The organism is Pseudomonas sp. S11P7, assembly GCF_023195435.1.
Classification (GTDB): Bacteria; Pseudomonadota; Gammaproteobacteria; order Pseudomonadales; family Pseudomonadaceae; genus Aquipseudomonas; species Aquipseudomonas fluorescens_G.
Genome location: NZ_JALPKS020000002.1, coordinates 4,475,934 through 4,499,095, shown reverse-complemented (window position 1 = coordinate 4,499,095; position 23,162 = coordinate 4,475,934). Strand labels below are relative to the sequence as shown.

19 protein-coding genes are annotated in these 23,162 nt (G+C 59.9%); 6 read left to right on the top strand and 13 right to left on the bottom strand.

The features are described from left to right. Nucleotides 1-34 precede the first annotated feature (34 nt). The 9 genes from M0746_RS20810 to yaaA all read right to left on the bottom strand — a co-directional run bounded on the left by M0746_RS20810 (nt 35) and on the right by yaaA (nt 12,938). Nucleotides 35-1,159: a mannuronate-specific alginate lyase gene (locus M0746_RS20810; protein ID WP_208938659.1), complete on the bottom strand. Its 1,125-nt coding sequence runs from the start codon at nt 1,157-1,159 to the stop codon at nt 35-37. Between the two features lie 8 nt (nt 1,160-1,167). After that, complete coding sequence (locus tag M0746_RS20805; RefSeq protein ID WP_258450447.1) at nt 1,168-2,634, bottom strand: alginate O-acetyltransferase; 1,467 nt, start codon at nt 2,632-2,634, stop codon at nt 1,168-1,170. 11 nt (nt 2,635-2,645) lie between these two features. After that, complete coding sequence (gene algG, locus M0746_RS20800) at nt 2,646-4,232, bottom strand: mannuronan 5-epimerase AlgG (RefSeq protein WP_258450446.1); 1,587 nt, start codon at nt 4,230-4,232, stop codon at nt 2,646-2,648. A gap of 26 nt (nt 4,233-4,258) precedes the next feature. Beyond that, nucleotides 4,259-5,740: an alginate export family protein gene (locus M0746_RS20795; protein WP_208938656.1), complete on the bottom strand. Its 1,482-nt coding sequence runs from the start codon at nt 5,738-5,740 to the stop codon at nt 4,259-4,261. Continuing rightward, on the bottom strand, nt 5,737-7,098 hold the full coding sequence (algK, locus tag M0746_RS20790) for an alginate biosynthesis TPR repeat lipoprotein AlgK (protein WP_342454897.1): 1,362 nt from the start codon (nt 7,096-7,098) through the stop codon (nt 5,737-5,739). The genes M0746_RS20795 and algK overlap by 4 nt, the downstream gene beginning before the upstream one ends. A gap of 149 nt (nt 7,099-7,247) precedes the next feature. Further along, nucleotides 7,248-8,417, bottom strand: coding sequence for an alginate biosynthesis protein Alg44 (locus tag M0746_RS20785; RefSeq protein WP_258450445.1), 1,170 nt, complete (start codon nt 8,415-8,417; stop codon nt 7,248-7,250). 35 nt (nt 8,418-8,452) lie between these two features. After that, nucleotides 8,453-9,934: a mannuronan synthase gene (gene alg8, locus M0746_RS20780; RefSeq protein WP_258450444.1), complete on the bottom strand. Its 1,482-nt coding sequence runs from the start codon at nt 9,932-9,934 to the stop codon at nt 8,453-8,455. Between the two features lie 99 nt (nt 9,935-10,033). Continuing rightward, a complete protein-coding gene (locus tag M0746_RS20775) occupies nt 10,034-11,350 on the bottom strand; it encodes a nucleotide sugar dehydrogenase (protein ID WP_016771595.1) in 1,317 nt (438 codons plus the stop codon). Nucleotides 11,351-12,158: 808 nt separating this feature from the next. Then, nucleotides 12,159-12,938: a peroxide stress protein YaaA gene (gene yaaA / locus M0746_RS20770; protein ID WP_258450443.1), complete on the bottom strand. Its 780-nt coding sequence runs from the start codon at nt 12,936-12,938 to the stop codon at nt 12,159-12,161. 241 nt (nt 12,939-13,179) lie between these two features. On the opposite strand from yaaA, the gene M0746_RS20765 reads away from it, so the two are divergent. The 6 genes from M0746_RS20765 to M0746_RS20740 all read left to right on the top strand — a co-directional run bounded on the left by M0746_RS20765 (nt 13,180) and on the right by M0746_RS20740 (nt 18,422). After that, nucleotides 13,180-14,304 (top strand): polysaccharide deacetylase family protein, encoded by a 1,125-nt coding sequence (locus tag M0746_RS20765; RefSeq protein WP_258450442.1) that lies wholly within the window; start codon nt 13,180-13,182, stop codon nt 14,302-14,304. 338 nt (nt 14,305-14,642) lie between these two features. Continuing rightward, nucleotides 14,643-16,037, top strand: a complete 1,395-nt coding sequence (locus M0746_RS20760; RefSeq protein WP_090281867.1) for a PhoH family protein — start codon at nt 14,643-14,645, stop codon at nt 16,035-16,037. A 175-nt stretch (nt 16,038-16,212) separates the two neighbouring features. Then, nucleotides 16,213-16,686: a cyclic pyranopterin monophosphate synthase MoaC gene (gene moaC / locus M0746_RS20755; RefSeq protein ID WP_007972660.1), complete on the top strand. Its 474-nt coding sequence runs from the start codon at nt 16,213-16,215 to the stop codon at nt 16,684-16,686. Beyond that, nucleotides 16,683-16,925, top strand: coding sequence for a molybdopterin converting factor subunit 1 (moaD, locus tag M0746_RS20750; protein WP_258450441.1), 243 nt, complete (start codon nt 16,683-16,685; stop codon nt 16,923-16,925). The genes moaC and moaD overlap by 4 nt, the downstream gene beginning before the upstream one ends. Nucleotides 16,926-16,928: 3 nt before the next feature. Beyond that, a complete protein-coding gene (gene moaE / locus M0746_RS20745) occupies nt 16,929-17,381 on the top strand; it encodes a molybdopterin synthase catalytic subunit MoaE (RefSeq protein ID WP_258450440.1) in 453 nt (150 codons plus the stop codon). 264 nt (nt 17,382-17,645) lie between these two features. Next, nucleotides 17,646-18,422: an ABC transporter substrate-binding protein gene (locus M0746_RS20740; RefSeq protein ID WP_258450439.1), complete on the top strand. Its 777-nt coding sequence runs from the start codon at nt 17,646-17,648 to the stop codon at nt 18,420-18,422. Between the two features lie 107 nt (nt 18,423-18,529). On the opposite strand, the gene M0746_RS20735 is transcribed toward M0746_RS20740, so the two are convergent. From M0746_RS20735 to rhlB, 4 genes are all read right to left on the bottom strand, one after another. Beyond that, nucleotides 18,530-19,156: a helix-turn-helix transcriptional regulator gene (locus M0746_RS20735; protein WP_208938648.1), complete on the bottom strand. Its 627-nt coding sequence runs from the start codon at nt 19,154-19,156 to the stop codon at nt 18,530-18,532. A gap of 90 nt (nt 19,157-19,246) precedes the next feature. After that, the gene (locus M0746_RS20730; RefSeq protein ID WP_258450438.1) at nt 19,247-20,374 is read right to left on the bottom strand and encodes an NAD(P)/FAD-dependent oxidoreductase; all 1,128 of its coding nucleotides are present in this window, start codon (nt 20,372-20,374) and stop codon (nt 19,247-19,249) included. A gap of 149 nt (nt 20,375-20,523) precedes the next feature. Next, nucleotides 20,524-21,468 carry an ornithine cyclodeaminase family protein gene (locus tag M0746_RS20725; protein ID WP_274705836.1) on the bottom strand — a complete coding sequence of 315 codons (945 nt, stop codon included), beginning with the start codon at nt 21,466-21,468 and terminating at the stop codon, nt 20,524-20,526. 116 nt (nt 21,469-21,584) lie between these two features. Continuing rightward, entirely contained in the window at nt 21,585-23,075 is a 1,491-nt protein-coding gene (rhlB, locus tag M0746_RS20720; protein ID WP_258450437.1) for an ATP-dependent RNA helicase RhlB, read from the bottom strand. Nucleotides 23,076-23,162 lie beyond the last annotated feature (87 nt).

The following is a 23,162-nucleotide window of genomic DNA, read 5'->3' as shown; positions in this document are numbered from 1 at the left end:
GCATTCCCACGCAGAGCGTGGGAACGATCAGCGACTAACTGCCTTTATTGCCCTTTTCATGCGACGGGTCATAAACCTTGGTCAAGTCCCCACCCAGGCGGAAGGTTTTGAACGGTTGCATGTCGCGTTTCTTCTCGATCACATCCGGCGCGCAGGTGTAGAGGGTGCAGAACGGTTCGAGCCAGGCGAATTTCATGTCCTCTTTCAGATCGGTCATGTCCTGCTCTTTGCCGTTCTTCTCTTCGAACTCATCCGGGTCTTTCACCCCGGACAACACCCGGTCACCCAGACGCTTGAGCGCCGAATTGTTTTCCTGACGCAGATCGACCCCGTTGACCTGGGCGAAACTGGCGATCATCGCCAGTGGCGGCAGGGCGTAGTTGTGATAGGCGAGGGCGCGTTGCTGGCGCTTGAGCTCATTGGGCAGGTAGCCGTCGGCATCGACCTGATTGACGCCGACCTTGTATTCCTTCACGGCCCAGTCGAACAGGTCGCGGCGGTTGGTCGCGACGGCGGTGGCCATCACCGACCAGGCGGCCCAGTACGAGTGGTTGTTGGTTTTTTCCAGCGGCAGGTTGTCCCAGTCGCTCACCACCTGATCGGCCATTTTGCTGAACCACGCCTCGATCAACTGCGCTTGCTGCTGATGCTCCGCGAGTGGATGCGAGTCGGAGAACTTCAGGCGAATGTACGAAGAGGCCATGCTGCCCAGCGCCCATTTGCGCATCGACTTGCCGGTGTGGTTGAAGTCTTTGGACATCAACGCGTCGGCCTTGGCCCACGCGGTCAGCCAGTTCAGCGTGCATTCGAGCTGTTCCGGGCGACCGTCGCGCATGAACTGCATGACGCGCTTGGCGGTGCCGCGCTCCAGCGTGGTGATGTCTTTGGTGGTGTCGCGAAAGGCTTTTTCCGACTGCACGTTCAGCGTCGCGCGGGCCTTGTCCGAGCCTTCGTACTTGCTGCGAAATTGCAGCGGCCCGGTGTACGGTGCCGGCATCGCATCGCAACCGTCGCTCTTGTCGCCGCTCTTGAATTTATCCACCGGAGCGAAGTAGCCCTGTGGCGGACGCAGTGGCGCGGCGGCCTGGGTGGCCCCGGCGAACATCGCCAGGGTCAGCAGGGAAGGCGCGAGCAGGTGTTTGATCGTTCGATTTCGCATAGCAGACCTCATTGCCCAAGCTGCGCGGTCTGTTGACCGACGCCCGGGAATACGTTGCGTTTGCAGATTTTCGCTTCGACTTTTTGCGGCGCGGCGCCAGGTGCGGCTTCTGGGCCCTGGACCTCAACGGCCAGCAGGTTTTGCGAGGCCCAGTCTTCGTCCGTGCGCAGCTCAAAGGCGAAACGACCGTCGGTGTCGGAGGTTTCCGGTTTCTCGATCTTGATGTCCTCGTGGCGACCGTTCATGTACCAGAGGGTGGCTTGCAGGGTTTTCACCGAGGTGTCGGCGAAGCGGATGTCGACCTGATGGTTGGCGTTCTGCAGGTTCAGGTTCTTGCTGTTGACCATCAGTTCCTGTTTGCTGCCCGGCTTCAGCGTGGCGCTGCCGGTCATCTGTGCGTCTTTGCCTTCGCAGCCGTTATCGAGCAAGGCCATCATCTGGCGATAGATGGTTTCCTGGTCGAGGCGATACAGCGGCGAGAATTCCCAGATGAGGATCTTCGGTGGCGACTTCTGGAATTCCTCGCTGCCCAGGTACTGCAGCATCGAACCTTCAAAACCGCCGCCGGGGAAGGCAACGTTGAGAATGTCGGCGCCGATGGCTTCTTCGAGGAAGCCGGCGAAGTTGTAGTTCTTGCCGCTGTGCGAGGTACCGACCAGCGTGATCTGCGGATTGCCGGAATCGCCGAACAGGTCGCCGTCACCCGCTTCGCCTTTCGGCTCGGTGGTGAACTGATCCATGTACTGGATCGCGTAGCTGGTGCCGCACAGTTGCCCGGCCATGTTGTGCAGGGTGCCGGTCTTGCCCATGCGCCCGGACTTCTTGGTCTCGAACTCACGCTTGGGAATGTCGGCGAAGGCCGGGATCTGCTTGACCTTCTCGGCGACGATTTTCGCTGTGCGCTGAGCACCGTACGGCGTCCAGTGCTGGTCGCCACGGAAGTAGAAATCGTGAGCGGGCAGGGTGTCCGGCAGCGATTCGTTGGTCAGTGGCGACAGGTCCGGCACCACGTAACCCATCTTGGCGAAACGGCCGAGCATGGTCTTGTAGTTGCCCAGCGCTTTCTCGTAATCGAACGCGGCTTTTTCCTGCGGGTTGAGCTTGTTGCGGTTCACCAGGCCACGGGTCGGCTGGTAAACGATCACCAGCTCGACGCCTTTGCTCTTGAACGCATCGTGCAACTGCTGCAGGCGCTTGTAGCCGGCCGGCGTGGTGTTGAACTCGGTACGCAAGTCTTCCTGGGTCCGGAACAACCAGTCGCCCTGGGCTTGCACCAGTGTGGTGAAGTTCTGCTGATAACGCGTGGTGTAGTTCTTCGCGTCATGGGCGGCCGGGCACAGGTTGCAGCATGGCTCAGCGGTGAATTTCGGCGGCGCGGCCGTTTCACTGCCAGCGTCGGCACGTGCATTGCCGGCGGCGAGAATGCCAAGGGTCAGGGCCGAGAGGCTGAGCAGTTTGATCATGTGTGGGTGCATAAAAATTATCCTCAGTCCCGCATTTCGGTCTGGCGTTCGACAGGGTCGATCAGCACGGCTTTCTGCTGGCGCACCAGCAAGTCGAGAATTTCATCCTGGCGCTCGCCAAGGATGCCGTTGAAGCTGATGCCGCTGGATTTGGTCGGCGCCAGCATCGACACGCGATATAGCTCGACACTCAACGGCGAATCGATCGACAGCGGGCCGCTGCCATTGGCCGCCAACTCGCCGCCGACAACGATCAGCGAGACCTGGGCATCGAACGGGTCGAGCTTGATGTCGCGGTCGGTGTCGGTCAGGTCCTTGATGTGCCCGTAAATGCCGGTCAGGCCGTTGGTCATGGCAACGTTTTCGTACAGGCGGATGTTCACGCTGTTACGAATACGGATGCCGTGACGCCGGTTGCTGATGACCTTGTTGCCCCACAACAGGTTGTCGGCCGACTCGTAGAGCGTGATGCCGTCGGTGTGGTTCTTGTAGATCTCGTTGTAGGCAATGATGTTGTTGATGCTGTTACGGTCGATCACCAGGCCCGACAACTTGTTGTCGTAGCTCTTGTTGTTGAAGATGAAGCTGTCGTTGACCTCTCGGGAAATGATGATCCCGTGCTTCTTCTTCGTGCCGTACACGGTGTTCTCGGCAATGATCAGCCGGTGCGAACGGTCGTGCGGGTCGATGCCGTAGACGATGTTGTCTTTGTAGGTGTTGCCCTTGACCACAAAGTCACTGGTTTCGTAGCAGTAGAAGCCATACCACATGTCCGAGAACTCGGAGCCGACGATCCAGCCGGTCGGCTCGGGACGCTTGAGGACTTTGGCCATGTTCGGTGTGTACTGGGAAATACTCACCCCGTACGACTTACTGTTGGCGTAGCCGAAGCTGGCCATCTTGCTGTTGACGATGTAGGTCTCGGTGCCGCCCCAGGCGAGCAGGAACGGACGGAATTCCTTCGGCGTACGGAAGGTTGCCGGGCCGTTCTCCTTCTCGCGCCAGCCAGTGACTTTGGTGTCACTGACGAACAGTTTGCCGTCGTTGACCATGAACGCACCGGCCTCTTGGGACAGACGCAGTTCCTGGGTCTGACCGTCGATTTCGAGGATGCCTTTCTCGCCGACCACGATCGGCAGCTTGGCCAGGTACACGCCCGGCGCGGTCTCGCTGAAGTACTGCTTGGGCAGTTTCTTCGCCAGATCCTTGAGGTTCATGTAGCCGTCGTCGATGAAGATCGCCTGCGGGATACCGTGCTGACGCACCACCCATTCGGCCATCTTGTTATCGCCGCCGATGAAGTCCTTCAGGGCGTTTTCCTGCATCATCCGGCGCACGCTGATCTTGCCCGCTTTGCTGCGTACGATCTTCGCCGCAGCGGCTTCGGCGGTGAAACCGGAAAGGTCAGGCAGTTTCGGCTTGGCCAGTTGCAGCGCGTCGGTTGGCGCGCTGCTGACGGTGTAGGTCTTGGCCTGTTGCAGTTCCTTGGCCACGGTGGCCGGCTTGCCCGCCTGGGGCGCGACCGGTTCCACGTTGGCAAAGGCGCCAGCGCTGGCCAGCAGCATCGCGCCGGCCAGCAGGCTGAGTGAGCCTGTTCTGGTGCTGATCATGTCGGGCACTCCCTTGGCGGTTTGCATCAGAAGCGCCAGATCACGTCGATGAATGCGCGGTGCATGTACGAATCAACCTGGCTGCCATAGGCATCGCCCGGCTTGAACACACCGCCACGGAAACGCACCAGTGCCGAAGGCTCGTCGATCGACTGGCTCAACGCCGCCGGCAACAGGCCTTGCTTGAAGTACTTGGTGACGACCAGGTCCATCTCCTGACCCAGGTCCTTGTTGCCGTCTTCAAGCGGCAGCGAGGTGCTGGAAAGGATGGCGCCGGTGACGTCGTCGGTGTTGTTTTCCACCGCGTTGATGCCGTTGCTGCCCACCGGCTTGTTGCCGTCGACACGCCAGAACTTGTGGTAGATCAGGCTGGCGTCGTATTCGTCGTTGACCATCCAGGAACCGAACAGGGTCGCGGTCTGCATGTTGTTCATTTCACCGCGGAAGGCTTCGCCGAAACGGTGTACGCGCGAACGGGTACCGGTGTAGTTGGAGCGGTTGCTCTCCAGACCGTTCTGTTCGTAATCGGCGCTGGCGCGGGCATAGGCACCGCCGACTTGCCAGTGCGGATCGAGGCGCAGACGCACGCCGAGGTCAGTGGCCCAGCCGCTGATGTCATCGCTGCGCTTGGCTTGTGCAGGACGGCTGCCATCGGCGTTCAGCGCGTTGACCGTGTCACGGTCGCCACTCATGCCGGTGATGCTGCCCCAGTAGTTGACGGTGTTGGTATTGCGCCAGTTGTAGGCGTCGCTGTCGGCAGTCAGGCCGATCCAGCTGATGTCGCCGTTCTCGGTCTTGTCCAGCGAGTCACGCGGCACGCCCGGTTCGGCGTAATCGAGTTTGCCGTCGTCGTGGGTGTGGTGGCCGCGAATGCCGACCCACTGGCCCGGCGTCCACTGATACGCGGCGTCGGCGTAAGCGTGCAGGCGATCCTTGTCTTTCGGCGCCAGCTCTTTCAGGTCGGTGCGGTATTCGCTGAAGCGTTCGGCAACACCGGCGTTGGCCCGTAGCAGGGTGGTGTCGAAGGTCCAGTTCAACGCTTCGATGTTGGTGTCGCGCCATTGGCCGTCGTCATTGCGCAGACGCTGGCGACCGAACTTGAGGATCTCGCCAGGGTAGGGCGTGAAGCCGCTGTAGCCGACCCAGAATTCGCGCATCGCCAGATAGTTTTTCTTGGTTTCGCGATCACCGCTGTCGGTGGTTTGCGCACCGTCGGATTGCTGCAGGGTGTCGGTCTCGATGATATCGGTCGAGGTCACGGCCTGGCCCATGGCGTAGGCGCTCCACGCGCCGCTTTCGCCGTAGATCCACGGACGCAGGTCGAGGCCGACGCCGTTGACGTCGCCGCCGCCGGCAGTGCCGAGGTCACGGTCGTCTTCGGACTGGCCGGTGAGTTTCACTTCCAGACCGAAGTTCTTGCTTTCAGTCATCGCAGCCAGTGTCGGGCAAGACCAGATCAGCGCGAAGGTGAGGCCAATACCGGCCTTCACAAATGGGTTCAGCTTCATAGATTTTCCTCGCCGTCTTCTTCTTGCAGGGCGTGCAGTTGCAGCGTGTTCGAGTTCAGCGAGCCACGGCTGGCTTGCTCTTGTTGCAGCAGGCGGCGAGCTTCAGGCAGACGCTCGGGCGGCAATTGCGCCTCGAGGGTGGCGGCCAGCTCAGCGGCTTGCGGAGTGTTTTGCGCCTTGGCCAATTGGCTGAAGACGTACGCGTTCAGTGGGTCGGGCTTGGTGCCCTTGCCTTGGGAAAACAGTTGGGCGATGGCGAAGTCGGCGCTGTTCTGGCCGTTGCGCGCAGCGGTCAGCAGGTGATCGAGAGCCTTCTGCGGATAGACCTTGCCCAGGTAGCCACGGCGATAGATCTGGCCGAGGTAGTAATCGGCGGCGACTTCACGGCCGACGGCTTTCTGGAAATGTTCCTCGGCGACTTTTGCGTCGGCCGGAACTAGTTTGCCTTCGTAGTAGACCTTGCCCAGCAACAGTTCGGCGCGCGGCTGGTCGGCGGCGCGGCCGTTGTCCAGGTACTTCATCATCTGATCGACGTCGCCCAGTTCTGGGAAGTCGTAGAGCAGTTGCGCGAGGCTGACCCACGCCGCCGGGTAGCCCGGAGCGATCGGCTCGAGCAGCGACTGCGCGGTTTTCTCGTCAGTCTTGCCCAGGGTCGAATCGGCGAGTACGCGGGCGACCGAATCAACGCGCTGCGCGGTGACGGTGCCACGGCTGTAACCGGCCTGCATCTGCTTGATCAGCTCGGCCTGCTGCTCTGGCTGGCCACGTTTCTGGTAAACGGTGGCGAGTTCGACGTAGCAGATATCGGTGGTGTTGAGCGCGGCCTTGCAGATTTTTTCCACGTCATCCAGGTGCTGGTCGTAGGTACCCTGGGTGCGATACAGCAGCACCTGAGCCAGACCGGCTTCCGGGTAACCGGCCTTGCGCCACTGATCGATCTGCTGCTGGGCGTTGATGTTGGGGAAGCTGTGCGGGTATTGCAGATAGAGCATCGCCAGCGGAATCAACGTATTGCCTTCGCCATTGGCGGCGGCTTTTTTCAGCAGGGTTTCGGCTTCGTGGTGCTCGGCTTCGGTCGAGCCCGGTTTGGCCACCAGCAGGCGACCGAGACGGGCCTGGGCACGCGGCGACACGCTGGCCGCTGCGCGGTAAGTCGCTTCGGCCTGTTTCATTTGCGCCGGGTCACGGCTGTCGACCTGGATATCGGCGAGGCCGACTTGCGCCTCGCTGTAGCCCAGGTCGGCCAGTTGCTGGTAGTTCTGCGCAGCAGTGGCAGTGTCGCCACGCTTGAGCGCTTCGTTGGCCAGACGCTGGTCGGGCAGGCCGGCGCAACCGGCCAGAGAAGCGCCAAGGCACACATGGGGCCCTTGTGGGAGCTGGCTTGCCAGCGATTCAGGCGACTCGGTGTTTCAGCAAGACCGCACTGATCCAATCGCTGGCAAGCCAGCTCCCACAGGGATCGCGGCGTTCTGAAGAGACTGGTAATAGTCACAGGCATGTCCTCGACTTAAAGACCGGCAGCCATGGCTTTGTCGATCAGCCAGTTCAGGTTCGGGCCACGGTCGCTGTTCACTTCCACCGGGCGGCCGGCGAAGCTGCTGTCGAGCGGCTCGTCAGGCTGGATCTGCACGCGGATATCGGAGGACAGGTCGGCGCTCTTCAGGCTGGTGCTGCTGACGATCTTGCCGGTGCGGGTCTTGTCTTCGCCGGCGATCTGGAAGCTCACCGGAGTGCCTGGGCGAACGTCGCCGAACTGGCGATAGGAGAAGCGCGCATCAATGGTGGCCTGGGTGTTGCGCGGCACCAATTGGAAGATCACGTCACCCTTGCTTGCGTACTGACCGTCGGCGACCAGTTGCTGGGCCACGGTGCAGTCGCACGGCGAGGTCAGGGTGCCGGTCATCTGCTTGCCGAACAGTTCCTCAACCTTGGCCGGGGCCAGTTGGTCTTCGGCCAGATGACCCTTGAGCACGTCGAGCATGCTGGTGCTGAAGGTCGCCAGCGGCGCGCCTTTGGCGGCAACGCCGTCGGACTTGACCAGGCTCTGCACGGTGCCGTCACGCGGCATGGTGATGTTCATCCCCGGCACGCTGACCAGACCGGCTTGCGCATGGCTGACGAAGTACATGCCATACACCGACTTGAAGATGAAACCGGCAGCGACCAGACCAACAGCGAAAATACCAGCGCTGAAAGTCACGGCTTTCAGACGGCCGAACGCGGTCATGCCGGTGTCGTTGCTCTTGTTCTTGCGCGCCTTGGTGAAGTTGTCGCGCTGCAGGGTCGCCAGCACTTCGCCGATGCTGACGATGTCGCCGGCCAGGTGCGAAGTGATCAGGTGGCGCAGGGTGGAAATGTCCTGTGGCTCAAGGTTCTGGAACTGGCAGCCGGCACGGCCGGTGGCGCGATCGAAGGAACGCACCTGCAGTTCAACGTCCATGGCCAGGCCAAGGTTGTCGATGACAAATTGCAGACGCGCCTTGTACACCTCGCCGATGGTCAGCGGCATCTGCCCGGCGTTGAACGCCAGACCGCCAGCCGACAGGTCCAAAACCCGCGCTTCGAGCGGAGTCCGGTCAGGGCCGAAGAAACGCAGCTTGGCCGGGATTTTCACGCGAGCGTGCTGGCGCTGGGCTTCGGATTCATGCACTACGTTGACGTTGACGGCGGTATTCATAGGGGCGATTTCCTTGTTAATTCAATAGGAGCGGGTCAGACCATCATCAGCAGCACGGCGACAAAAATGCTGCCGGCGGAGAAGGTCATGGTCCGAGACGACCAGGTGTTGAACCAACGTTGAAAGCTGGCGAGGTCACGGGTCAGGGATGTGGGCTGGCGAGTCCACGATTGTTGGTCGAGGCGGAAGAACACGTAGATCTTCACCAGCGCGCCAACGATCTGGTTGTAATACAGAATCGCCGGGTAAGCCGGGCCGATACGGTGGCCGGAACACGACAGCAACAGCGTCAGGATCAGGCGGGTGATGCCGATCCACAGCAGGTACACGAGGATGAACGCGGTGCCGTACTTGAAGCTGGCGATCAGTGCCACGGTCAGACCGAGCAGGGAAGTCCACATCGACACACGCTGGTCGAACAGCACCACCGAAGTGAACGCGCCGAGACGACGGATACCCAGGCCCAGTGCACGCGAGTTCTGGCGCAGGTTGTTGCCGTACCAGCGGAACATCAGCTTGCGGCTGGCCTTGATGAAGCTCTTCTCCGGCGGGTGTTCAACGGTGTTGATCGCCGCGTCCGGCACGTAGAAGGTGTCGTAACCCAGGCGCATCAGGCTGAACCAGCTCGACTTGTCGTCGCCGGTCAGGAACTTGAAGCGGCCCAGACGCCAGTGTTGCAGCGAGTCGCTTTCAACGTCGGCGATGAATTCCGGGTTGGTCACCACGGATGCTTTGAACACCGACATACGACCGGTCATGGTCAGTACGCGCTTGGACAGGGCCATCGAGCACATGTTGATGTGGCGCTGGGCGAAACGCAGCTTGTGCCATTCGCTCATGATGTAGCCGCCGCGCACTTCGCAGAACTCGTTGGTGGTCAGGCCGCCGACGTTGCCGAACAGCTGGAACCACGGCACGGTCTTGCGCACGACGCCTTCGCCGAGCACGGTGTCGCCGTCGATCACGGCCACTACGGCACGGTCATCCGGCAGGTGACGGGAGATCGCGCGGAAACCGAAGGCCAGGCCATCGCGCTTGCCGGTGCCGGGAATGCGCACGAAGTCGAGCTTGACCCGCTCCGGCGGATTCATCCGTGCCCACAGCGCCTTGACCAGCAGCTCGTCGGACATTTCCACGATCGAGCAGACGATGGTGGTCGGCAGATCGCAATCGATGGCTTCGCGGATCACCGAGCTGTAGACCTGCGCGGTGGTCAGCGCGTCAATACGGAAACTGGTGACCATCAGAAACACATGCGATGGATCGGCGGCCTTGCCCAGCTTGCGCACTTTGCGACGCAGATGCGGGTAGACGATGTAGAGAAAAATCATGCCGCGCACAAAGTGCGTTGCACCCATCGAGTAGCGCCAGGTACCCACGGCGCCAATCAGGAAAATGAAGTCCTTCGACTCGGAGTCGAATGTGGACGTGGGCAGCATCAAGGCCAGGCCCATCAGCAGACTGAGATAAAAAAGCCAGCCGGCTGATTGCAGAAAAAAATGTTTGAGCTTGGTCATAACCGTCATCCGAAGGTAAGGGAAGCCGCAAGTTGCAAGCTTCAAGCTGCAAGCCAATCGCGTTGACTTGCAGCTCGACGCTTGTCGCTTGGCGCTGCGTTACCAGCAAATACCTTCGGTGCGGCTACCGGCGCTGGTGGCCTTGGACATGAAGCCCACCAGGTCGATGACTTGCTTGCCCTGCGGCGCTTCCTGGGCCAGCGAACGGAATTTCTCGTCGCGGTTGCCGAGGATGATCACGTCGGAGTTGTCGATCACCGAATCGAAGTCCGAGTTGAGCAGGGACGATACGTGCGGGATTTTCGACTCGATGTAGTCTTTGTTCGCGCCGTGAACACGGGCGTACTCGACGTTGCTGTCGTAGATGCTCAGGTCGTAACCCTTGCCGATCAGCATTTCGGCCAGTTCGACCAGCGGGCTTTCGCGCAGATCGTCAGTGCCGGCCTTGAAGCTCAGACCGAGCAGGGCGACTTTGCGTTTTTCATGGCTTTCAACGATGTCGAAAGCGTTCTGCACTTGCGATTCGTTACTGCGCATCAGCGAGTTCAGCAGCGGCGCTTCGACGTCCAGCGAACCGGCGCGGTAGGTCAGGGCGCGGACGTCTTTTGGCAGGCACGAGCCGCCGAAGGCGAAGCCTGGGCGCATGTAGTACTGGGACAGGTTGAGGGTCTTGTCCTGGCAGACCACTTCCATCACTTCACGACCATCGACGCCGACCGCTTTGGCGATGTTGCCGATCTCGTTGGCGAAGGTCACTTTGGTCGCGTGCCAGACGTTGCAGGTGTACTTGATCATTTCGGCAACGGCGATGTCCTTGCGGATGATCGGTGCGTCGAGTTCTTCGTACAGCGATTGCAGAACGTCACCGGAGGCGGTGTCGAACTCGCCGATGACCGTCATCGGTGGCTGATCGTAGTCGGCGATCGCGGTGGATTCGCGCAGGAACTCAGGGTTGACCGCAACGCCGAAGTCGACGCCGGCTTTCTTGCCCGAGCAGTCTTCAAGAATCGGGATGACGACGTTGGCAACGGTGCCTGGCAGCACGGTGCTGCGCACGACGATGGTGTGACGGGTGGTTTTTTCACGCAGAACAAAACCGATCTCGCGGCATACCGCTTCGATGTAGTTGAGTTCCAGGTCGCCGTTCTTTTTGCTCGGTGTACCGACGCAGATCATCGACAGATCGGTGTCGCGAATGGCTTCGGCGAAGTTGGTCGTGCCGCGCAGACGACCGGTCTGGATTCCCTGTTGTAGAAGTTCGCCCAGACCCGGTTCAACGATCGGCGATTTGCCGGCATTGATCATGTCGATCTTGTCTTTGGCAACATCGACGCCAACTACGTCATGGCCCCGTGCAGACAGGCAACCGGCACATACTGCGCCAACGTAACCCAAACCAAATATGCTGATGCGCATCGCAATTACCTCTGTATATATCAGGCCTTAGAGGCCGGAGTTAATGGTGTTCAGCGGACACTAGTGCACTCGAAAGTGCGGCTTACAGGCGCCACAATGCCGTGTGCAGGCATACTAAGTTTCGAGTGTCTAAATAAGTGCACTCAAGATGTGCGCAACCAGGCCTTATTGTTATGACTTGCCCTGTTATGCAGCGGATCTTCTTTTGAAGACTCTTGTGCAATCTTCTTGCGCGCTTGATGCGGGGGTGAAAATCCCTGTAAATCAAGCGGTTCAGTGCTCAGGCGAGCACGTTTAAAGGGTACGACCATGGCCTTTGCAGGGGATATCAATGGTGCGTATCGCCTGTCCATCGTTTCGTTTTCAGACCCGTTAGTCATCTAGTCAAGTTGCTGTGACAACTTGGTTACATGGCTATCAGTCCTGCGTAAGTTATCTCGTACAAACTCGCCGAGAATCGTTACCGGTGGTATGAGCTACGCATTTGGACATAGTTCCAGCCCGCTCATCGTGCCACCTGAAATTTTTTGAAATATTGGTAAAGATGGCACTGCTTTCAATTTGATAGCACTTGCGATTTCGCCCTTTAGTTCTGGGGCTATAACCGCGCTAGATAGTTTTGTGCCACTACTGCAAAAAAATTTAGGTGCCACTACTGAAAAAACTGACGAGTGTCGAGTGAAAGAAATCTCAGAAAAGACAGGGGTATTTTTCTGGCGCCATTAAACTGGCGAAATACAGCGGGGGAATTCTGACATCGTGCGAGGTGCACGACTCCAGATGAAAAGAGTCGTGCATTGGGCATGCTTTATTCCGGGGCGTGATCGCGCAGAAACACCAGATTGTCGGGTTTCGACTGCTCGGCGCTGTAGCGATAACCCTGCACATCGAAGTGCTTGAGATGCGCCGGATCGTTGATCTTTTCCTGAATCACGAAACGGCTCATCAGACCGCGGGCTTTTTTCGCGTAGAAGCTGATGATCTTGTACTGGCCGTTCTTCTGATCCTTGAACTCGGTATTGATGATCCGCGCGTTCAGGGCAGTGCGTTTGACGGCCGAGAAGTACTCGTTGGAGGCGAGGTTGAGCAGCACATCATCGCCTTGTTCAGCCAGCGCTTCGTTGAGCCATTCGCTGATGCGTGTGCCCCAGAAGGCATACAGGTCTTTGCCTCGGGCGTTGGCCAGTTTGGTGCCCATTTCCAGGCGATAGGCTTGCATCAGGTCGAGGGGGCGCAGCAAGCCATAAAGGCCGGAAAGCATGCGCAGGTGTTTTTGTGCGTAATCAAAATCGGCTTCACTGAAGGATTGCGCATCCAGACCGGTATAGACGTCACCCTTGAAGGCGAGCAATGCCTGCTTGGCATTCTCTGGCGTGAACGCTGGCGTCCAACTGCCGAAACGTGCGGCGTTGAGCCCGCCGATCTTGTCCGATACGTGCATCAGCTCGCTGATCTGCGCCGGGCTCAGCTCGCGCAATTGCTGGATCAGTTCCTGGGAATGGTCCAGGTATTGCGGCTGGGTAAAGCGCTGGGTCGCCGGCGGTGTTTCGTAGTCGAGGGTCTTGGCGGGGGAAATCACCATCAGCATGAAGTCGTCTCCTTTAATCGTGGGGGCGATTCTAGGAGGTTGGCGGGGTTGACTCCAGCTATCAAGTCCATAGGTGATCGACGGCTCTGTGCCAGATCGTTACCACGCGGAGCGTGGGAACGATCATCCAAACCAATATCAGCTCCCTCTCCCCTTGGGAGAGGGCTGGGGTGAGGGTAGCGACCTTGAACCATGCACATCAGCTATAGTGCCGCGCGGGTTTTGTTATGGAGACGTCCCCTTGCGCATTGTTCTTTTATTCACCGCCTGGCTGTTGAGTTTCGCTGTCGTCGCCGCGCCCGGTGATCCGGCGACGCTGGATCGCACGACCTGGCCGGAGCAGCTCAGCAGTCCGACCCTGTTCGACGTCGCCTCACGCGCAGAAATCCTGATGTTCGCCCGTGGCCTGCTCGGCACCGAATCGATCGACGAGGCCGCATTGGCCCAGCGCCTCGGGCTGCGCACGGTCAACATCGACGCGGTCAATCAACTGCGCCAACGTCTCTGGCAGCGCCTGCTCGCCAATTACAACCATGCCCAGCAAAGCTGTGACCAGGACGCCTCGTTCTGCTTCCTCGTCGAAGACCTGCCGACCCTGCGTGAGCAAGCCGCCAAGTTCGTGGTCAGCGACGACAGCTATTACACCAAGTGGGCCGAACCGAGCCGGATCTTCCATCTGCAGTACCTGGATGAGCTGCTGCGCAAGGCCGCGTTGTTCCCGCAAACCAGCAGCGAAGTCGATCGTTTCGGCGACTATGAGCGCAACGGCGACGACATGCACGATCGCCTGTTTCTGCTGACCTTCGACAGCGCCGCCAACGTCCAGCCGGACAACACCGACTGGCTCACCGAATACCTGCGCAAATCCAATATGAGCGGGACGTTTTTCGTGTTGGGCAAGGATATTCAGGCGCGGCTGGCGGATCGCTCGGTCAGCAGCCTGCAAGCGAGTTTCTCGACGCAGTGCGTGGGTGTGCAAGGCTGGGAGTTCCGCTCCCACAGCCACTGGCAGGACTGGCAGGACTCGGTACGGCGCAGTGCCGATCTGGTGAAGAGCAAATTGCCGGAAAACTACGTGCCGCTGTTCCGCCCGCCCGAAGGCCAGCGTCGCAGCGATGCGCAAGGTTTCTTCAATGCCCAGGGCCTGCAAGTGGCGCTGTGGGACATCGATGCTCAGGACGGCGCTGGCAGACTCAAGGGCCCGGCGAGCGCGCAGCGGGTCCTGACCCTGATGCTGTTGTGGCGCCACGGGGTGATCAATTTCAACATGAAACAGGATGCGGTGAAGACCGCGTTGCCGTGGCTGATCACGCAAACCGCGCAAAGCGGCATTGGCTGGGAAGACTGTCAGGACGCGTTTCGATGACTAGCACCAAAAGCCCCGTAAACATTGGGCTTTGGGCAATTTTTCGAAGGGGTTCGATGCAGGCGGACTTCCGACTTTAGCGGTGTCTGGTGAGTCCGCCAAGGGCTTTTCGTCACTCTGCAAAATAAACTTAAAAAAACCGTCAAAGTACTTTTTTATGTCATCGGTTTTGGAGTATTACGAAGACAGACCGCCGAAACCTGCAACACAGGTGGCGTCTTCCAAGACCCGTTTGTTTGCAGTCACTTGAATCTCCGCAGGTGAGATTTCGGCAGTCACTTCGAGGCGCAGCACCGCTCAGGTATTGCGTCTACTGGCTCTGACATAGGTGACCGAGTATGGATGATCACGGACGTAGCCCTTCCTCCAACCAGCCAATCCTGTATGTACTCGATACCAACGTATTGATTCACGATCCAAATGCCCTGCTGAACTTCGAAGAACACCACGTTGCCATCCCGATGACCGTGCTTGAAGAGCTCGACAAGCTCAAGAGCGGGCACCATAGCGTTGCCGCTGAATGCCGCCAGGCGATCCGGCTGATCGACAAGACCCTGGGCGATGCGTCTCCCGAAGACGTTGAACTGGGTGTGCCGATCCAGCGCGGCAAGGGCGGGCCGAAGGGCTTGCTGTCAATTCTGATGAGCAAGCAGGCCGAATCGAACCTGATTCTGCCCGAGCATCTGAACGACAACAAAATCATCAACCAACTGATCGACCTGCACGCCCGCGACCCGCAAAAGCCGGTGGTGCTGGTCACCAAAGACATCAACATGCGCCTCAAGGCGCGCGCCTGCGGCATCGACGCCGAGGATTACAGCACCGACCAACTGGTCGATGACGTGTCCCTGCTGCCCAACGGCTACCACACCATGACCGGCTCGTTCTGGGACCGCGTGAGCAAGGTCGACACCCGCCAGGATCACGGCCGCACCTGGCATCAAGTGCAACTGATCGACAACCTGCCGGCAGTGCACATCAACGAGTTCATCATCGACGAACAGGGTTTCGTCGGCTGGATCAAAGAGATCGATGAAGCCAAGTTGCTGATCCTCGATCTGCATCAGGAACCGCTGCTGCACCAGGAAGCCTGGGGGCTCAAGCCACGCGACATCTACCAAAGCCTGGCGCTGTACGCGCTGCTCGACCCGGACATTCACCTGGTCAACCTGTCCGGCGCTGCCGGTTCCGGTAAAACCATTCTGGCCCTGGCCGCGGCGATCGAGCAGACCATGGTCAGCAAACGTTATCGGCGCATCATCGCCACCCGCAGCGTGCAGGGTCTGGACCAGGAAATCGGTTTCCTGCCCGGCACCGAAGCGGAAAAAATGGAGCCTTGGCTGGGCGCCATCACCGACAACCTCGAAGCCTTGCACATGGATGACGAAAACACCCATGGCAGCGTCGATTACATCCTCAGCAAAGTGCCGTTGCAGTTCAAATCGCTCAACTACATTCGCGGTCGCAGCTTCCAGCAGAGCCTGATCCTGATCGACGAATGCCAGAACCTCACGCCACACCAGATGAAAACCATCATCACCCGTGCCGGCGCCGGTTCCAAAGTGGTGTGCCTGGGCAACCTCGCACAGATCGACACCCCATACCTGTCCGCGACCAGTTCCGGGCTGACCTACCTGACCGAACGCTTCAAGGATTTCCCCAACGGTGTGCACATCACCCTGCAAGGGGTGCCTCGCTCGATTCTGGCTGAATACGCCGAATCTCATCTCTAAGAGGAGCAGCGACAAGCTTCAAGCCGCAAGCTACAAGTGGTCCGAGTGAAATTCACTTGCCGCTTGAAGCTTGCGGCTTTCGGCTGTTTAAATGCGAGCTTTCCTGACGCCTGCCTACCGCGCTTTAACTTGCCGCTTGTAGCTTGCCGCTCGCAGCTGCCTCAAGGAGGCCCTCGTGCTGACTCATCTCGATTCCCAAGGTCGCGCCAACATGGTCGACGTCACCGAAAAAGCCGTGACGTTCCGTGAAGCGACGGCCCAAGCGCTGGTGCGCATGCTCCCCGAAACCCTGCAGATGATTGTCAGCGGCGGCCATCCCAAGGGTGATGTGTTTGCCGTGGCGCGCATCGCCGGGATCCAGGCGGCGAAGAAGACCAGCGATCTCATTCCGCTGTGCCATCCGCTGATGCTCACCGGCGTCAAGGTTGAACTGAGCGCCGAAGGCGACGATAGCGTGCGCATCGTCGCCCGCTGCAAACTCTCCGGACAGACTGGCGTCGAGATGGAAGCGCTGACCGCCGCCAGCGTCGCCGCCCTGACCATCTATGACATGTGCAAAGCCGTGGACCGTGGCATGACCATCGAAAGCGTGCGCCTGCTGGAGAAAGTTGGCGGCAAGAGCGGCCACTTTCAGGCGGAGCAGCCATGAACCTGACCGTGAAGTTTTTTGCTCGATACCGTGAAGCGCTGGGCGTCGATTCGGTAAAGGTTGAAGGTGATTTTGCTACGGTCGATGACGTGCGCAGCCTGTTGGCGCAGCGTGACGGCGCCGAGGTGTTGCGCGAGCAGAACCTGATGTGCGCCCGCAACGAAGAGCTCTGTCAGCTCGACGAGCCGGTAGCCGACGGCGACGAAGTGGCGTTTTTCCCCACCGTGACCGGAGGCTGAGCCATGGCGATTCGTGTGCAGGCCACACCGTTCGATCCGGGCGCTGAAGTCAACGCCATGCACGCGGCCAACGTCGGCGTTGGTGCGGTGGTGAGTTTTGTCGGCTATGTACGCGACTTCAACGACGGCCTCGACGTGGCCGGGATGTTTCTCGAACACTATCCGGGCATGACCGAAAAAGCCCTGGGCAAGATCGCCGTCGAAGCCGAAGAGCGCTGGCCGCTGCTCAAGCTGGAAGTGTTGCATCGCATCGGCGCGCTGGAACCGGGCGAGCCCATCGTCTTCGTCGGCGCCGCCAGCGCCCATCGCCAGGCCGCGTTCGATGCCTGCGCCTTCGTCATGGACTACCTGAAAACCCGTGCACCGTTCTGGAAGAAAGAAAACACCAGCGACGGCCCGCGTTGGGTGGAAGGGCGCGACAGTGATCATGCGGCTGCGGATCGCTGGAAGAAGTAAGTCCTGTATCGCCCTCCAGTCAGTCTTCGCGAGCAGGCTCGCTCCCACAGTTGAAATGCGTTCCCCTGTGGGAGCGAGCCTGCTCGCGAAAGCGTCATCAGCGACACCGAAAATCCTCCCCTCTCTACCCGGTTGACGATTTGTACCTGGGAGTCCAGTATGGATTTCCAAGTACAAAAAAGCTTCTGTCTTGCAGCTATGAGCTCACCGCTTGTAACTGCTCTTCTTCGCCAAACCTACAACAACTTCCGCGAGAGAACGAACATGAAGAAACTCCCCCTCATCACCGGTCTGGCCTTCAGTCTGCTGGCCTGCGCCAGCAGCTTCGCCGCCGAGAAAACCCTGCGCATCGGCATCGAAGCCGCCTACCCGCCGTTTGCCTCGAAAACCGACAAGGGTGAAATCGTCGGTTTCGACTACGACATCGGCAATGCCCTGTGCGCGCAGATGAAGGTCAAGTGTGTGTGGGTCGAGGGTGAGTTCGACGGGCTGATTCCATCGCTGAAAGTGAAGAAGATCGACATGGCCCTGTCGTCGATGACCATCAACGAGGATCGCAAGAAGTCGGTGGATTTCACCCACAAGTATTACTTCACTTCCTCGCGTCTGGTGATGAAGGAAGGCGCCAGCGTCGATGATCAGTACGCCAGCCTCAAGGGCAAGAATGTCGGTGTCCAGCGTGCTACCACCACTGACCGGTATGCCACCGAGGTGTTCGAGCCCAAGGGCGTCAACGTCAAGCGCTACAGCAACAACGAAGAGATCTACATGGATCTCGCGGCAGGGCGGCTCGATGCGATCTTCGCCGACACCATTCCACTGAATGACTTTCTGTCGATGCCGCGTGGCAAGGGCTATGCGTTTGTCGGGCCGGAGCTGAAGGACCCGAAGTATGTTGGTGAAGGCGCGGGGATCGCGGTGCGCAAGGGCAATTCGGAACTGGTCAGCCAGTTGAACGGGGCCATTGATGGCATTCGTGCGAGTGGCGAGTATCAGAAGATTTCCGAGAAGTATTTCAACACCGATATCTACGGCGATTGATAGTGCGCTATCGCTGGCAAGCCAGCTCCCACAGGATTTGTGAGCGCCACAAAACCCCTGTGGGAGCTGGCTTGCCAGCGATGGGGCCGGATTGCCAATGCAAATCTCTAACCCTTCACTTCCTTCAAATGCTTGTACACCGTCGCCCGCCCCATGTTCAGCACATTGGCCACATAGTTCGAGGCACTCTTGCCCTTGAACGCGCCCTCGGCGTGCAGCGCCAGCACCAGTTCACGTTTGTGATCGCGGGTCAGCAGATTCAGGCTCAACTGACGCTCGCGTAACCAGGCATGCAGGAAGGTGTTGATGCGTTCCTGCCAGTCATCGCGAAACAGGGCGTCCGGTTGCGGGATCAGTTTGCTCGGCGAGAGGAACAGGTCGAGCGCGGCCTTGGCGTTTTCGAACAATGAAATATTCAGGTTGATGCACAGCACCGCCAGCGGCGCGCCTTCGCTGTCGCGCAGAACGCTGCTCAGGCTGCGGATCTTCTGACCGTCCCAGTTGAGCTTTTCGTACGGGCCGATGTTGCGATCGCTGACATCCTCGCTGAGCATGTCTTCCAGTGACGAATCGTCGCCGATCACGCGTTTGGACAGGTTATTGGCGATGTAGTCGACCTTTTGCGTGCGCAGGTCATGCAGCACCACTTCGGCGTGCGGGAAGAACAGGGTGGCGATGGCATCGGCGATGGCGCGGAAATTATCCAGCGCCGGGTCGAATTCGGGGGCGGTCATGACAGTGGAGCTCCAGGCAGCGTCAACGCCTCCGTGATCAGGAGGCGCAGGGAGTGTGCCGCAATCCGTGGCGCGCGTCACCGCACGGTTTCAGCGCAGGCGAGCAGGGGAGAGCATGGCGCTGTTCAGCCCGAATTGCTGCAGGTGTTCGGGCAGCGAATGACCGCGCACCAGTGCCGCGCTGGCCTGGCCCATCGCCGGCGACGTCTGAATGCCATAGCCGCCCTGCGCCGCCACCCAGAACAACCCCGGCAACTGCGGATCGAAACCGCTGAGCAAATCGCCGTCGGCGACAAAGCTGCGCAACCCGGCCCAGGTGCGGGTCGGGCGGCGGATGGTCAGCGTGGTGGCTTCTTCGATCTGGTAAATGCCCATGGCGATGTCGAGTTCTTCTGGCTGCACATCGTGAGGCTCGACTGGGTCGGCATTGGCTGGCGAGCCGAGAAACATCCCGGCATCGGGCTTCATGTAGAAGGACTCGTCGAGGCTGACCAGCATCGGCCAGTGATGAATATCGACTCCCTCAGGCCCTGCGAAGATGAACGCGGCACGGCGTTTCGGTTGCAGGCCCAGCGCCGTTGCGCCGGCCATGACGCCGATCTTGTCGGCCCAGGCGCCGGCGGCGTTGATGATCACCGGGGCGCTGAACGTCTGGCCGTTGGTTTGTACATGCCACACCCCCTCGGCGTCGCGGCTCAGGCCGAGCACTTCGCAATCAGTGTGTACTTCGCCGTTGTGGCGGCGGATGCCGCGCAGGTAACCCTGATGCAAAGCATCGGTATCGATATCGCTGGCGCTCGGATCGTAGATCGCGCCGTGGACTTTTTCCCGGCGCAGAATCGGCAGACGCGCGCAGGCTTCGTCGGCGCTGAGCAGTTGCATCTCTGGCACCGTGGCTTTGGCGCTGAGGTATTGGTTGTTCAATTCGGCGGCGTCACCGGTGAAGTCCACAGTCATTTCGCCGCGTGGCGTCAGCAGCGGGTGTTCACAGAAACCGGCCGGTGGATGGTCGAAAAACGCGCGGCTGGCCTGGGTCAGCGCGCGCACCTGCGGCGTGCCGTAAGCCGCGGTGAACAGCGCGGCGGAACGGCCGGTGGAGTGATAAGCCGGGTGGGATTCGCGTTCGAGCACAATCACTTTGGCGTGTGGCGACAGCCAGAAACCGGTGGAAGCGCCGGCAATTCCGCCGCCGATGATGATGAAATCTGCCTGGCTCATAAGGGGCTCCGGTGTGTACACCATATTCAGAAATTGCACCGTCCCCTGTAGGAGTGAGCCTGCTCGTGATGGCGGTATATCAGACGATGCATCGCTGAATGGTAAATCGCTATCGCGAGCAGGCTCACTCCTACAGGGGCTTTGTGTGTTCAGTGATGAAGGTGATAAATGGCATTGGCCAGGGCAATGTCCTCCAGCCCCAAGCCGATCGAACGGAAAAACACATGACGCTGGTAGTCGGGACGCTGCACGTTCTCGCTGAGCAGATCCGCCAGGTCACCCACGACTGAATCCTTGTTCCAGCCATGCTGCTCAGCCGCAATCAGCATCTCACCCGCCGAGTCTGGCGTGGTCAGACGATAGTCGCAGAACACCTGCATGTCGTTGAGGCTTTGCGGCGGCACTTCGTGGGCGCGCGGCGCGTTGGTGCTGATCGAGGTGATCAGTGCCGGTTTGCTCAGCGTGGCCGGGTCGATCACCGGCCCGGCGGACGAGGTGCACAGCATGATGACGTCAGCATCGGCGAGAGCAGTTTCGCGGCTGGCGGCGATGTTCAGCTCGGGCGCGATGGCTTTCAACGCGGCTTGAGTTTCAGCGTCGTGGTGCAGCGAAGGCGAATACACGCTGATGCTCTGCCAGTCGCGCAACGTTTTCACATCGTGCAGATGCGCCTGGGCAACCTTGCCGCTGCCGATTATCGCCAGCCGTGTAGCGTTCGCGGGGGCAAGGGCATCGATCGCCACAGCGGTGGTCGCCGCAGTCCGCGCGGTGGTCAGTTCGCCTGCATCGCACAGCAGCAGTGGCTGGCCGGTTTGCATCGACATCAGCAATGTCCACGCCGTCACCAGCGCGCCTTGCTCGCGGACGATATACGGCGAAGTCTTCACTCCGTACACGCCGTCTTCCGCCAGCACGCCCAGGTAGTTGATGAAATCGCCTGCGCCTTGCGGGAATTCAACCCACTGCTGCGCCGGCTGCACCGCGCTGCCGGCCGCAAGATCGCGGAACAGCTTGCGCAAAATCTGCGGCACATCGATCTGGGCCAGCAGTTCACGGGCCTGAGCCTGGTGGATCACGTAGGGCGTGCTGGACATGATGCGCTCCGAAACTAAACTTATTTTTCCATTATGGACTTTTAGTTATCGCGAGCAATACGCAGGCGAAAAAAAGCGCAGTCCGTTGCCGGCTGCGCTTTTTTGTTGAGCGTCGCTTACTGCGGACGCTTGCGCTCAACCGGGCGCAGCAGATGCGTCGGCGGCGTTTCACAGCTGATCTTGCGACCGAGCTTTTCTTCGATGGACGGCAACTGGTAGGAGTCGTCCTCGCCGGCGAAGCTGATCGACACACCATCGGCCCCGGCACGACCGGTACGGCCGATGCGGTGCACGTAATCGTCCGGGACTTCCGGCAGGGTGAAGTTGATCACATGGCTGATGCCGTCGATGTGAATGCCGCGACCGGCCACATCGGTGGCGACCAATACGCGAATCTTGCCTTCGCGGAAACCTTCCAGGGTCTTGATGCGCTTGTGCTGCGGCACATCGCCAGACAGTTGCGCGGCATTGATGCCGTCGCGCACCAAGCGCTCTTCGATACGGCGCACTTCGTCCTTGCGGTTGGCAAACACGATGACCCGCTCCCAGCCGTTGTCGTTGACCAGGTTGTAGAGCAGTTTGTATTTGTCGGCAGCGGCCACCGCGTAGATGTGCTGTTCAACGTTTTCGTTGGCGACGTTGGTGACTTCGATTTCGACAATGGCCGGATCGGTAGTCCATTGCTTGGCGAGGTTCATCACGTCTTCGGTGAAGGTCGCGGAGAACAGCAGGGTCTGGCGCTCGGACTTCGGTGGAGTCTGGCGAATGATCTGCCGGACTTGCGGGATGAAACCCATGTCGAGCATGCGGTCGGCTTCGTCCAGCACCATCACTTCGACCATGTCCAGGTGCACGTCGCCACGCTGGTTGAAATCGAGCAGGCGGCCCGGGGTCGCCACGAGAATGTCGCAGTGTCGCGCTTCGAGGTGCTTGAGCTGCTTGTCGAAATCCATGCCGCCGACAAAGGTCATCACATTGAGACCGGTGTACTTGGTCAGGTCAGCGGCATCTTTGGCGATCTGCACCACCAGCTCACGGGTCGGCGCGATGATCAGCGCACGGGGTTCGCCCATGTAGCGTTCTTTCGGCGGTGGCGTCTGCAACAGCTGGGTGATGATCGAGATCAGAAACGCGGCGGTCTTGCCGGTGCCGGTCTGTGCGCGGCCGATGGCGTCTTTGCCGGCGAGGGTGTAACCGAGCACCTGCGCCTGGATCGGTGTGCAATACGGAAAGCCCAGATCCTGGATGGCGTGCATCAGTTCTGGCGAAAGCTTGAAATCGTGGAAGCGGGTTTTGCCTTCCTGAGGCTCGACGACGAAGTCTTCGAGTTGCCATGGAATCACCGGGGCCTTGGGCTTCGGTTCGCGGCGCGGTCTGGCCGGTGTCGGCGCTTCGCTGCGGGCAGACTCGGCGGCAATTGGTGCGGCCGTAGCGAGTTGCGGCGGTTGTTTCGGTTCTGGCTTCGGGGACGCTACGGGAGCGGGGCGGTCGGCCTGCGGGGCATCGTTGCGATGACCGGCGGCGTGCGACGGCGCGCTGGGAACTGGCGCGAGCTGCTCAGCCTCGCTTTTACCGAACATCTTCTTGAGTGCTTTGAGCACGGTCATCTCATCAATTGGTTAAGGAATGTACGCCGGCCAGTGTAATGCAAGAAACGGGCGCGGCGTAGGGGGAGGATCAAAGGCTGCGATTAA